This window comes from Saccharophagus sp. K07 (assembly GCF_014336955.1).
Taxonomy (GTDB): domain Bacteria; phylum Pseudomonadota; class Gammaproteobacteria; order Pseudomonadales; family Cellvibrionaceae; genus UBA5868.
On record NZ_QRAI01000001.1, the window covers coordinates 1,111,442 to 1,123,470 of the forward strand.

General features: G+C 53.9%; 11 protein-coding genes. 10 read left to right on the top strand and 1 reads right to left on the bottom strand.

Annotated features, from left to right (window positions below; genetic code table 11):
- Nucleotides 1–464 precede the first annotated feature (464 nt).
- Genes DWB84_RS04775 through DWB84_RS04785 form a run of 3 tightly spaced genes read left to right on the top strand, consistent with a single transcriptional unit; the run spans nucleotide 465 to nucleotide 3,940 of the window.
- The gene (locus DWB84_RS04775; protein ID WP_187408578.1) at nucleotides 465–1,811 is read left to right on the top strand and encodes an apolipoprotein A1/A4/E family protein; all 1,347 of its coding nucleotides are present in this window, start codon (nucleotides 465–467) and stop codon (nucleotides 1,809–1,811) included.
- Nucleotides 1,812–1,850: 39 nt separating this feature from the next.
- Complete coding sequence (locus tag DWB84_RS04780; protein ID WP_187408579.1) at nucleotides 1,851–2,786, top strand: 1-aminocyclopropane-1-carboxylate deaminase/D-cysteine desulfhydrase; 936 nt, start codon at nucleotides 1,851–1,853, stop codon at nucleotides 2,784–2,786.
- A 32-nt stretch (nucleotides 2,787–2,818) separates the two neighbouring features.
- Nucleotides 2,819–3,940, top strand: a complete 1,122-nt coding sequence (locus tag DWB84_RS04785; protein ID WP_187408580.1) for a cyclic nucleotide-binding domain-containing protein — start codon at nucleotides 2,819–2,821, stop codon at nucleotides 3,938–3,940.
- 23 nt (nucleotides 3,941–3,963) lie between these two features.
- Here the strand turns inward: DWB84_RS04785 and DWB84_RS04790 are convergent, their stop codons facing one another.
- Nucleotides 3,964–4,854 carry a DUF1853 family protein gene (locus DWB84_RS04790; protein WP_370589682.1) on the bottom strand — a complete coding sequence of 297 codons (891 nt, stop codon included), beginning with the start codon at nucleotides 4,852–4,854 and terminating at the stop codon, nucleotides 3,964–3,966.
- Between the two features lie 134 nt (nucleotides 4,855–4,988).
- Between DWB84_RS04790 and DWB84_RS04795 the strand changes: the two genes are divergently transcribed.
- From DWB84_RS04795 to DWB84_RS04825, 7 genes are all read left to right on the top strand, one after another.
- Complete coding sequence (locus DWB84_RS04795) at nucleotides 4,989–5,876, top strand: NAD(+) kinase (protein ID WP_187408582.1); 888 nt, start codon at nucleotides 4,989–4,991, stop codon at nucleotides 5,874–5,876.
- A gap of 9 nt (nucleotides 5,877–5,885) precedes the next feature.
- Nucleotides 5,886–6,857 carry a metallophosphoesterase gene (locus DWB84_RS04800; protein WP_187408583.1) on the top strand — a complete coding sequence of 324 codons (972 nt, stop codon included), beginning with the start codon at nucleotides 5,886–5,888 and terminating at the stop codon, nucleotides 6,855–6,857.
- A 57-nt stretch (nucleotides 6,858–6,914) separates the two neighbouring features.
- Nucleotides 6,915–7,775, top strand: coding sequence for a rhomboid family intramembrane serine protease (locus tag DWB84_RS04805; RefSeq protein ID WP_187408584.1), 861 nt, complete (start codon nucleotides 6,915–6,917; stop codon nucleotides 7,773–7,775).
- Between the two features lie 33 nt (nucleotides 7,776–7,808).
- The gene (locus tag DWB84_RS04810) at nucleotides 7,809–8,075 is read left to right on the top strand and encodes a YeaC family protein (protein WP_370589668.1); all 267 of its coding nucleotides are present in this window, start codon (nucleotides 7,809–7,811) and stop codon (nucleotides 8,073–8,075) included.
- A 51-nt stretch (nucleotides 8,076–8,126) separates the two neighbouring features.
- Complete coding sequence (gene pepN / locus DWB84_RS04815; protein WP_187408585.1) at nucleotides 8,127–10,790, top strand: aminopeptidase N; 2,664 nt, start codon at nucleotides 8,127–8,129, stop codon at nucleotides 10,788–10,790.
- 5 nt (nucleotides 10,791–10,795) lie between these two features.
- Nucleotides 10,796–11,347: a cytochrome b gene (locus DWB84_RS04820; RefSeq protein WP_187408586.1), complete on the top strand. Its 552-nt coding sequence runs from the start codon at nucleotides 10,796–10,798 to the stop codon at nucleotides 11,345–11,347.
- An 82-nt stretch (nucleotides 11,348–11,429) separates the two neighbouring features.
- Nucleotides 11,430–12,020 (top strand): YceI family protein, encoded by a 591-nt coding sequence (locus DWB84_RS04825; RefSeq protein WP_187408587.1) that lies wholly within the window; start codon nucleotides 11,430–11,432, stop codon nucleotides 12,018–12,020.
- The last annotated feature ends 9 nt before the right edge of the window (nucleotides 12,021–12,029 follow it).

The following is a 12,029-nucleotide window of genomic DNA, read 5'->3' on the forward strand; positions in this document are numbered from 1 at the left end:
ATCCTGCCTAACTTATTATCTATTGGACCTGATCGACGTCCATCGTTGGCCTCAAATCAGTCATGAACAATCAAATCAGTCATGAAATAGGAGTTGGGTATGCAAGACTATGTAGAAGAACTCTTGGAAGATCTGAACTATCTGGGGGAAGAGCTGGATCTGGATGAAGAGCTGGACGAGTTTGTTGAGGTGTAGTCCTAGCTCTCTCGCCGCTCTGATCGTTAGTTTGTCCTCAGTTATCCCTTTTCTTTTGCCATCTCTGTTCTATCTTTAATTCAATTGGTACTGCCATTTGGGCAGTATTTGGCGTGGCTCCGCCGTCGTTCTCCACTGTGACGTCCCTACAACTTTGTGTTGTGGTTTCGCTTCACTCTGTAGTTTCGTCGGATTTCGGGCTACTCTATGGCGCATTTCGCTGGCATCCCTGCGTCTCCTAACACAAGCGTCAAACAAGACCGGACATCATGTTTTTACTCGATACGGAAAAAGCACAAGCCGTTCTGTTCTTTGGCAGAGAAGGCATTTCGAAGGAGCTTCTTTATCCGGAATTGGAGGCGTTGCTCGACGGTTTCGTCCCTTTGGTGGAATGGGCCAACACCAAACAGCGCGGGGTCTACGTCGAATTCAATCACCAGTTCATAGTTACCGCCGCAGTATTTTTTACCATAGGGTTTGATGCGCGCGGGGCGATTGAATCTGGTTGGAATCTCCCACTTCAGGATCTGGCGCGTACTACGACCAAAGGCCCCGATCTGGGTGCCGGTCCCATCCGCATTGCCTGCGCCAGCCAATGTCCTATCGCGTATTTCAAAGATTGGCTGTGGGACCCGGATCTGAACGCCGAAGGGCCCCATTTCAAACAAATTCTGCGCTCTCTCAAACGCAATCGTTTGGGGGTGCACTTCAGTCCATCGCGCAAAGCTGAAGCAGTTTCGGGTTTGTCCGCCGAAGAAGCTCAACGTCTCGAGCTGCATCTCAGCCAGCAATTCAGCAAACAATATGAAGCCGCTCTGCGCGAGCAGATGACGCAATTGCTGGAAAGTCAGCGCCAGCGCATCGCCAGCATGATGAGCGACAAAGATCAGGCGATGCAGTCGCTGCGCAGTGAATATGAACAACGCCTTGAGGCTCTGCACAAGCGCCTGGAAGAGAGTGACGCTAAGCGCCAAGTGTTGGAAGGCAGCAATCAGGAGCTGCGCCAGACCATTGAAGGGCAGCAGCAGAAGATCGAAGGTTTGCGCGATTATTACGAACACAAGCTGCAGCGTGTGCAAGGGACCAGCAGTGAGACCTTGGACGCCGTGCGCGCCCGTCTGGATGCGGAGATACAGAACAAAGTCCGCACCGCCACCGCCGAATTAAACGAGCTGCTGAAAATTAAAGAGCTGGAGTTGCAGTACCACAAAGAACACCAGGAGCAGCTGCAGCAGGAAATTCAACGGTTGCGCCGCGAGCATCAGATGTCGCTGGCCAACAGCGGTGACTTGCTGCTGGAACGTATGAGTCAGAAAGGCGTGAACTTTGTGACTTATCAGCCGGGCGCGGGCCATATCACCATTCCTTATTCGGAAATGTCCCTGTTCCTGGAAAATCCACCTGCTTTTACCGCCGCTTATTGCGGCGTCAGTGAGGCGCAGTATCTTGCCTGGTTGAAGCACTATCAAACTCCGGTCTGTTGTGCGACGGATGAACAGGGCGAAATGTGCTGCGCAAATCTGACACGGATAACCAATCCGGCGGAATTTACGCCCGGTGAGAGCGACCTGTGCGATCTGCACAGGCGCAATCAGCGCAAACTCAAAGCCATTTAACCTATTTCCTTTCCAATGCTGCCACCGAATTGGCGGCGATTGCCGCTTGCCACCGTTGCCTCCCTTGCTCCTGTGCAAAAACTGGAATGGGGGCTGGCTCGGGCATCTGGTATCGAAGTGGCGGTCAAACGCGAAGATCTTCTCCATCCTCAGCTTGGTGGCAACAAGTTCTATAAGCTCGCGGGTCATCTTGATGCTGCAGAGGAGTCGGGCGCTGCCCGTCTGCTGAGTTTTGGTGGGGCCTTTTCCAACCACTTGTATGCCTTGGCAGCCGCTGGCGCGGCTTTGGGTGTGCCAACGGTCGGCATAGTCCGAGGTGAGCGACCATCCGTTTTAAGCCCGACTTTGCAGGATGCTCAGAACATGGGAATGGAGCTGCGGTTTGTTTCCCGAGCGGACTATCGGCAAAAAACTGACCCGGTCTGGCTGGCCCGACTGCAGCAAGATTTTCCTGGCACTTACATCGTTCCTGAAGGTGGGGGTGGCCTTGCTGGTGCGGCAGGTTGTCGAGCCTGGGGAGCTGCCGCTATAGCGCTCTCGCCCTGGACCCCAGACTGGATCTGCCTAGCCGCGGGTACGGGAAGCTCGACGGCGGGAGTGCTGGCGAGCGAAACGGGCGTGCCGGTATGCGCAGTCTTGACGCTAAAAGGGGGCGAAACCGAGGTCTCCGCCATGAAAGCCGGAATTATTGCTCAAGCTGAGCGCCTGACCAGCCAAGATTGCGCCTGTTTGCCGTCATTGTTGCTGGAGAGCAACTATCATTGTGGAGGGTATGCGCGGTTTCCGTCGGGATTGCGTCAATTCGCAATGGAGTTTGAAGCGGAAACCGGCGTGCCTTTGGACCCGGTTTATACAGCCAAGGTGTTTTGGGCGATAGCCCAAAAAGCGCAAGCAGGGCATTGGCAGCCGGGAACACGAATCCTGGTTCTCCATAGTGGCGGCCTTCAGGGACGGCGGGGGTTTTCCGGTCTCTGAGCCAAGCATGGAGCCGTTATACGGTCGTACCTATGCACGCTCAAACGATCCCTACACAACCGAATCAATGGAATTTGTTGCCGATTGCGCAGACGTTTGTCCCTCTCAACGCGCTTAAACCACACTATCTGGAATTTCTGCTGGAACAGGGCCAGGTGGAATACCTGTACGCCGGCCAGCAAGTCTTTCGGCGGGGTGTGTGTGATTACCGCCATGTCTATTTGCTCAACGGTCGCATTCGCCTTGAGTACTCATCCGGTTACAGCGAGAGCGTCGCTGCCAAAGACAGTTTTTTCCCCCTCGCCAATGAAATGCCACGCCCGTGTGATGGCATAGCGGAAACGGATTGTGCGGTTTTGAAATTGGATTCCGAGCGCTTGGATCGCATTTTGAGCTGGAGTCAGATTTCGGACTATTTACTCAGCGAGTTGAGTGTAGAACGCGATTACGACGAGGATATCGGCTGGATCAAAACCGTTCTGGATTCCAACCTGTTTTACAAAGTCCCGCCGGTAAATGCTGAACGCATTCTCGATCGTATGACGCCCCAGGTGGTATTGGCCGGTGAAGTCATTTTGCGCCAGGGTGAAATCGGCAACTGCTGTTACTTCATCAAAGAAGGGGCAGCCCGAGTCACCAGACGCAATGACAAAGGTCAGGAGCAGCATCTGGCGGATATAGGTGTGGGACGTTGCTTTGGTGAGGATGCCTTGGTGTACGAGACTCTGCGCAATGCGACCGTCACCATGGCAACCGACGGCGTCCTGATGCGCCTGGAGAAAAACGACTTCAAATTGTTGTTGCTGGAACCGCAAGTAGAAGAGGCCAGCGAGGAAGATTGTCAGGGCTTTGCTGACACTCCGGTCTATATAGACGTGCGCGCGGAAAGCGAATATGACGCAGGCCATTTATTGCTCGCCGCCAATATACCCCTCGGCTTGTTGAGCCTGAAAAAACGTTTATTGCGCCTGGATGTGCCCTATGTGTTTTATTGTGATACCGGAAGACGCAGCCGCGCTGCCGCTTATTTACTGGGCAAACAGGGTTACAACACCTTTGCCTTAAAAGGTGGTTTGATCGGTGCGGGGATGCAATATCAATTGATCAGCGATACCAGCTACATCCTGCGTGACGGCAAAGTTGAGCGGGTTTAACAGCAAGCTAGAGCGGGTTTAATTTATGGGTCGGTTAACAAGGCTTCCCGTGCTCGGTCCGGCCAATCATCCGGCACTACCATTAAACGCCGCTCGCTGAATTTATGTTGCAGCATTAAAACCTGAGTTAGCGGTGCAGCGTGAAGATCAAGGATTTCCTTCCGGTTGCGAATTTCCCCCGTTAATTCATCTGCGCCGCCAAGCCAGCGCGATTTGGTGAGCACTATCCATTCATTATTGATGTATTCGGGTGCCTGTGATCGGGTAAGCCAGTGGCTTGCTGTGCTATGCGTGGCAATTCCTGGAGGAAGCGGCAGTTCTTCGGAGCAGGGATGGAATAACACGCCTTTGACCCAAAACACCGGGTCTATAGGTCGAGCGAAATCGAGCGCATGGCTGAGCGGTAATTGGTGATCGCGCAAATGCGCCAGTTTTCTATCCAGCCGGTCGGCCAGGCCCGGTCCTATCCAATGGGGGCCATTGGCGTCCGCCACGCCGAGATAAAACTTTACCGCCGTCTCCAAATGCAGAACGCGTTCATTCTGTTTGAGCAGAAAATCTAATTCACCCAGAGTCACCTTCTGGCCTTTGATGGACTGGTAGATCGGATAGTTGTGCTCCAGAACAGTCAAGCGCGGTTCGGGTGAGTGCAACAGGTAAAACAGAATCAAGCGTTCGAAGTAGTGACCCAACCGCCGGTTGAGGTAAGCCGCCATAAATTCTTCCAGCGCATGGGGCTCGCGTTCGAGCTGCTTGAGCCAAGTGCTGAGTACTTCTGGAGATTGGCTAGGGGCAAATCTCTGGAAGGGTGGGAGGGACAACAACAGATCAAATGGCGGCGCAAGGGTCCAGCACAGGTCTTTGACCAGCGGGTGGCGAAAGTCTGTAGGGGTGGGGTGTGTTTGGGCTTGCAGAGCGGGATCTCCTTGTTACTTCTTTACCTGAACTGGCTAGTTGGAAAGAGCTGTTTACCTGGATCAACGCGGTTTACCTGGATAGGACTGCGGCATTTCCGGATAATAGGCGTTTTCGTTCGCGGAAACACGGTATGAGCCAATTCAAAAAGATCGGCCTCGTAGGGCGCCTCGGTAGCGAGGCTGCGTACTATTCACTGCAACGTCTCATTCTGTTTCTGCAAAAACAGGGTGTGGAGATTTTCCTTGATGAGGAAACTGCCGCATCCGCTCCTGTCACCAAACTGCCGCGCCTGGAGCGCGACGCGCTCGCGGATCAATGCGATTTGGTCATAGTCGTCGGCGGCGACGGCAGCTTGTTGAGCACGGCGCGCAGCATGTGTCGCACGGGAGTGCCGTTGCTGGGGATTAACCGCGGACGCCTGGGATTTCTCACCGACATATTGCCGGAGGAAATCGAGCGCAAAGTCGGCGCGGTATTGGAAGGTCGATACATTTCTGAAAGCCGCTTTTTACTGGATTGCCATGTGTATCGCGGCGGTCAGCTGATGAGTTCGGGCACAGCCTTGAACGATGTGGTGCTGCACCCCGGCGAATACATCCGCATGATCGAGTTTGAACTCTACATAGATAAAGAATTTGTTTACCGTCAGCGCTCTGACGGTTTGATTATCTCCACCCCCACGGGCTCCACTGCTTATGCTCTCAGCGTCGGTGGGCCGATTATGCATCCCGGTCTGGATGCGATAGTTGTAGTGCCGCTTAATCCCCACACTCTCAGCAGTCGTCCTATAGTTGTACATGGTGACGCCGAAATACGCGTTGTTGTCGGCGACCAACGCGATATTCGGCCTCACGTCACTTGCGATGGGCAAACTCACCAGGTTACGACGGTGGACGATGAAATTGTGGTGCGTAAAAAACCGGAAAAGCTGTGTCTTATCCATCCAGAGGATCACGACTTCTACGAAATTTGCCGCAACAAGCTCGGTTGGGCTTCTCATTCCGGTAACGGGTATTGAGGATCGACCATGACCGGACAAGAGCGGGTGTGGCGGGGGTACGACATCATTGGTGATGTGCACGGCTGTGCTTTCACTCTTGAAAAACTGCTGCACAAATTGGGTTATGAACGCGTTAATGGGGTGTACCAGCACCCGGAGCGGCAGGCGATTTTTGTTGGCGATATAGTCGATCGCGGGCCGCATATCCGCGAAGCGTTACATCTTGTAAAAGCCATGACCGATGCGGGAGTTGCCCGCTGCGTCATGGGTAATCACGAATTCAATGCCATCTGTTACACCACTCCAGCGCCTCCCGAAACGGGCCAGACGCACGTCCGCGCCCATACCCAGCGGCACAACCGCCTAATCGCCGAAACACTTGCGCAACTCGCCGCTTACCCCGAGGAGTGGCGCATGTTTTTGGAATGGTTCAAGACTTTGCCGCTCTTTCTCGAACTGCCCGGGTTTCGCGTGGTGCATGCCTGTTGGGATCATAAGTTGATCGATGAATACAAAAGTCGTTATGGCAGCGGTTTGTTTCGCGAAGAGTTGATCGTAGAGTCCATGGACTCCAATAGTTTTGCCGGCAGAGTTTTTGATCGTCTGACCCGGGGAACGGGAATTCCTCTGCCAGAGGGGACCACGATCATAGGACGGGATGGATACGTGCGTGATTCCTTCCGCACCAAGTTCTGGGCGGAAAATCCGCAAACTTATCGCGACGTTGTGTTTCAGCCCGACCCTCTGCCGGAATACATCGCGGATCGGCCCCTATCGCCCAGCGAAAGCGAGCAATTGTTGCGCTATGGCACAGACGAGCCGCCTGTGTTCGTCGGACATTACTGGCTGCAGGGAACGCCCAAACCATTGCGTCCCAATGTGGCCTGCCTGGATTACAGCGCAGTGAAATTTGGTCGCTTGGTTGCTTATAGATTTGATGGTGAGAGCAAACTGTCGCCGACAAAATTTGTCTGGGTGTATGTCGACCCCGAGAGTTGACCACCCACGGAGAAACAACTTGATAAACACATTTGGAACTAGCTTGGCAGGGCAGCGATGCCCATGGTGAAACTGTGCAGTTTTGCACCGGGACAAGTGCTTGCCCCTCTATTCGAACAATTGGATGCGCAGGGCGTGCGGTATGAGCTGCGCGATGCGAATGGCGTAGCCGAACTCTGGGTGGATGACGGCCATTTGGAATCCGCCGCGCAAGTGTTGGATCAGCTGCGCGAGAAGAATCCTCAGCCTTCGCAGATGTCTCGTGCCGAGATTGCCAAAGCCTTTTTGAGAACTTGGCCGATCAGCATCGTCACCATCGCCTTGGGTTTCGCGGGTTTTTTTCTGACGGAATATCGACCGGAATGGATACCGGGATTTACCTTTACCAAAATCACCGTCTTTGTGACTTATCTGGCCTCGTCCACTTTTACTGAAACCTATTGGATTCACCATGAGTGGTGGCGTTTGATTACACCGGCGTTTCTCCACTTCGGCATTTGGCACGTGTTGTTTAACAGTCTTGCCATGTGGGAGCTGGGCCGCCGCCTGGAATTTGTGTTGCCGCGTTCTATTTTTCTGGTTCTGTTATTGGCGACTGGCGTTATGGCCAATGTGGTCCAATATTGGTTGCCAGGGTCAGCCATTTTTGGCGGTTTGTCTGGCGTAATCTTCGGCTTGTTTGGTGCGATTGCGGTGCTTTATAGACGCACAGCATCTCCGATTTTGAAACTGCCCAAAGGGCTCTATATCCTTGCGGCCGTGTCTTTGGTGGTGTTGCCGGTCATACTGGAAAAAACCGTCTCCATTCATGTCGCCAATGGCGCCCATATTGGGGGGCTGGTGGCCGGGCTGGCGTTTGGCCTGTTGTTGCCCACCCGTTTTGTGCGTGATTTTGGGTTCCAGGATTCACGCACTTAATTTCAACACTCCTGATCCCTGTAGGTGTTCTAAGTGGAATCCCATATACAAGCAGTACTGGCGGCCATGACGCCGCAGATTTACGAGAGCTTCAAGCGGGCAATTGAACTGCGCAAATGGCCAGATGGTCGAGTATTGAGCGAGCAGCAATTGCGGACTTGTATGGAGGCGGTGATTGCCTATGAGCATCACCATGTCCCGCTTGAGCAGCGCACCGGCTATGTGCCGCCCAAAGAAGAAGCGTGCGAAGACGAAAGCCATATTCACACGCGCGAAACCCCGCTGGTCTGGCGGGACTAAAAATCCACATCTTTCTGCCAGGGACGGCAGCCATGCTTTCTGAGGTCGCAAATGACGGTTGCCCATCCCAAAACGGTTTATTTAAAAGACTATCAACCACCGCGGTTTCGAATTCAGCAAACTAAGCTCCACTTTACCTTGCGCGAACAGTTCACTGAGGTGAAAGCTGTTCTGCAGTTGGAGCGTCAGCCAGGCAGTGATGAGCGCGAGCTGCGTCTGCACGGTCAGGAGTTGCAGTTACAGGAGTTGCGCTTGGATGGACGGCTATTGGGCGAAGGGGAATATGAATTGACGGAAGAGGAGTTAATTGTTTTTTCCGTTCCCGAGCGTTTCGAACTCAGCAGTGTGGTTCACATAGAACCCCATAAAAACACGGCGCTGGAAGGGCTGTATCAGTCGCGCGGCTTGTACTGTACCCAATGCGAGGCGGAAGGTTTCCGCAAGATCACCTTTTACCTCGACCGGCCGGATGTGCTGAGCGTTTTCACCACCACCATAGTGGCGCCAGCTGGCGATTTTCCAGTGTTGTTGTCTAACGGCAACAAGATTGAATCAGGAACCAATGCCGACGGCACCCACTACGCAACCTGGCATGACCCTTTTCCTAAACCCGCTTATTTGTTCGCCCTGGTCGCCGGCAAGTTGAGCTGTGTGGAAGACCACTTCGTCACCATGAGTGGCCGGAAGGTAACGCTGCAGATTTTTGTCGAGGACAAGGATCTGGATAAATGCGAGCACGCCATGCGCTCACTGAAAAACGCTATGAAGTGGGACGAAGAGGTCTACGGGCGCGAGTACGATCTGGACATCTTCATGATCGTTGCGGTCGACGATTTCAATATGGGGGCCATGGAGAACAAGGGGCTGAATATCTTTAATACCTCCTGTGTACTGGCCAATCCGCGTACCACAACCGACCTCGGCTTTCAGCGGGTGGAAGGGGTGGTGGCCCACGAATATTTCCACAACTGGTCCGGCAACCGCGTTACCTGCCGCGATTGGTTCCAACTAAGCCTGAAAGAAGGTTTCACCGTATTCCGCGATTCCGAATTCTCCGCCGATATGGGCGCACGCATCGTCAAACGAGTGGAAGATGTGCAGCTGCTGCGCACCCTGCAATTTGCCGAGGATGCGGGCCCCATGTCCCACCCGGTGCAGCCTGCATCGTTTATTGAGATTTCCAACTTTTACACATTGACCGTGTACGAAAAAGGCGCCGAGGTGGTGCGTATGATCCATACGCTGCTCGGCCCGGAATTGTTCCGCCGCGGCACGGATTTATATTTTGAGCGGCACGACGGCCAAGCGGTCACCATCGAGGATTTTGTCCAAGCCATGGTGGATGTGTCCGGACGTGATTTCAGCCAGTTTATGAACTGGTATAGGCAGGCGGGAACGCCGGTAGTGAAAGCGCAAGATCACTACGATGCAGAAACGCGCCAGTACCACCTGACCTTGTCGCAGTCCTGCCCGTCAACGCCCGAAGCTACTGCTGAGCAAAAAGCCCCGTTCCATATCCCGGTGGCCATGGGGTTGCTTGGCGAAGCCGGTGCGCTGCGCCTGCAGCTTGCGGGGCAGGAGGTCGACGACCTGCCTGCCGACAACACCCATCTGGTGCTCGAGCTGACCGAGCGGGAGCAGACCTTTGTTTTTGAAAATGTCCCTGAAAAACCGGTGCCGTCGTTGCTGCGCAATTTCTCCGCACCAGTAAAACTGGAATACGCCTATGCGCCGGACGACCTGCTGCGCATCATTACCACCGACGACGACGGCTTCTGCCGGTGGGACGCTGCGCAGCAGCTGGGCATTATGGCGATACAAGCCAATCAAACTGATGCCGCTTTTAAAGCGCAGGACTTGGCCAACGCCTTCAAGCTGGTGCTGGACGATGCGAGTCTGGACCCGGCGCTGGTCGCTTTGATGTTGGATTTGCCCTCTGAAACCTATCTTGGGGAACAGCAGGCGGTGGTCGATGTCGATGGCAATTACCGAGCGCGCAGAGCCGTGCAAGTGCAGTTGGCTGAGGCGCTGGAGGGCGGGCTGCGGGACGTCTATTTGCGCTGCCAACAAGCTCTGTCACCTTTGGGCGACAGCGTGGAAGGCAAGGCGATTGCGCTGCGCAGTCTGCGCAACCGTGCGCTGTCCTATCTGACGCTCCTGTACAAACAGGAATACCGCAGCTGGTGCGAACGGCAGTTTGCATCCAGCACCAATATGACGGATGTGCTGGCGGCGTTGACCTGTGCGGTGCAAAGTCAGGATCCGGATATTCAGCCGTTTAGAACCCGGGCGTTGCAAGAGTTTTACGATCGCTGGCAGCACGAGCCCTTGGTGGTCAATCAGTGGCTGTCCGTGCAAGCTGCCGATCCAGGAGAAGGAGCGCTCGCGCGGGTGAAAGACCTGTTGCAATCGCCGGCCTTCGATATTCGCAACCCTAACAAGGTGCGCAGTTTGATCGGGGTATTTGCCACCCAGAATCCGCGCAATTTCCATGCGGTCGACGGCGAAGGTTATGTATTTCTCGCCGATCAGATTTTGCTGCTCAATCAGCAGAACCCGCAGATCGCCGCGCGCTTGCTGACGCCTTTGACGAAATGGCGGCGGTTTGATGCTCATCGCCAGCATTTGATGCGCGATCAACTGCGGCGCATAGCCAGGGTATCCAAACTTTCCAAGGACGTGTACGAAGTTGTGAATAAATCATTGGTGGAGTGATCTTTATGAGCTTTTGGCGCTCAAACGAGCGGAGCTATTCGGGTTTCGCAAAACTGCTGCACTGGATATCCGCACTGACAGTAGTGGGCTTATTTATTCTCGGTCTGTGGATGACAGGGTTGACTTATTACGACCCCTGGTACCGCCGCGCGCCGGACATCCATAAAAGCGTCGGAATCGCATTGCTCCTGGTGACGGTGATTCGCTTGATTTATCGGTTTTCCGTCCCATATCCCGGATCTCTGCCGAGTCATTCCAAGTTGGAGCGGCTGGCGGCCAAGTTGGCCCATGCGGGGTTGTATGTGTTGCTGTTTGTCATGTTTATCTCGGGATATCTCATTACCACGGCGCAGGGCGATCCTTTGGAAGTGTTTGGCGGTGTGCAGATTCCGTCGTTGATATCGGGTATCGATAATCTGGAGGACCTCGCCGGTGAGATTCACGAAATTGCCGCCTACACTCTCATTGGCTTGGCGGTCCTGCACGCAGGAGCGGCGTTGAAGCATCATTTCATCGATAAAAATGTCACTGTGCGGCGCATGACCAGCGGCAAATAAAAATTCAATTCATGTTGTATCCCCGCTCCCCGGGGGCATTTAGTAAAAACCCATAAAGAAAGACCATCCTTTGGAGGAAACAATGAAAAAGCGAATTACAGGTGTACTAGCGGCAGCCGTATTGGGTATGGCCGCACAGGTCGACGCCGCTGACTACGTGGTAGACAAACAGGGCGCTCACGCTTTTGTTCAGTTTCGAGTGAAGCATTTGGGATACAGCTGGCTGTACGGACGTTTCAACGATTTCGACGGCACCTTCACTTATGACGAGAAGGATCCCAGCAAAAACAAAATCAATGTCACGGTAAAAATCGCGAGTCTCGACAGCAACCACGCTGAGCGCGACAAGCATTTGCGCAGCGCGGATTTTCTGGACGCGAGCAAATTCCCGACGGCGACTTTTACCAGTACTGCTTATAAACCCACAGGCGAGAAAACTGCCGAACTCACCGGCGATCTCACTCTGCACGGTGTAACCAAACCCATCACCATCCAAGTGGAGCATATCGGTGCAGGTAATGATCCTTGGGGCGGCTATCGTGCGGGCTTTGAAGGCCGAGCCACCATCAAGCCAGAAGAGTGGGGCATTGCCATGGCTAAACTCGGGCCTGCTTCTCAGGAAGTGGAATTGTTTTTGACCGTAGAAGGCGTGCGTAAAGACGGGAAAAAATAATTTGTAACT

What these genes read in the sequence shown, in the direction of transcription:
- DWB84_RS04775 (WP_187408578.1), top strand. Translation starts at nt 465, where the DNA reads ATGTTTTTACTCGATACGGAAAAAGCACAAGCCGTTCTGTTCTTTGGC.
- DWB84_RS04785 (WP_187408580.1), top strand. Translation starts at nt 2,819, where the DNA reads ATGCACGCTCAAACGATCCCTACACAACCGAATCAATGGAATTTGTTG.
- DWB84_RS04795 (WP_187408582.1), top strand. Translation starts at nt 4,989, where the DNA reads ATGAGCCAATTCAAAAAGATCGGCCTCGTAGGGCGCCTCGGTAGCGAG.
- DWB84_RS04800 (WP_187408583.1), top strand. Translation starts at nt 5,886, where the DNA reads ATGACCGGACAAGAGCGGGTGTGGCGGGGGTACGACATCATTGGTGAT.
- DWB84_RS04805 (WP_187408584.1), top strand. Translation starts at nt 6,915, where the DNA reads ATGCCCATGGTGAAACTGTGCAGTTTTGCACCGGGACAAGTGCTTGCC.
- pepN (WP_187408585.1), top strand. Translation starts at nt 8,127, where the DNA reads ATGACGGTTGCCCATCCCAAAACGGTTTATTTAAAAGACTATCAACCA.
- DWB84_RS04820 (WP_187408586.1), top strand. Translation starts at nt 10,796, where the DNA reads ATGAGCTTTTGGCGCTCAAACGAGCGGAGCTATTCGGGTTTCGCAAAA.
- DWB84_RS04825 (WP_187408587.1), top strand. Translation starts at nt 11,430, where the DNA reads ATGAAAAAGCGAATTACAGGTGTACTAGCGGCAGCCGTATTGGGTATG.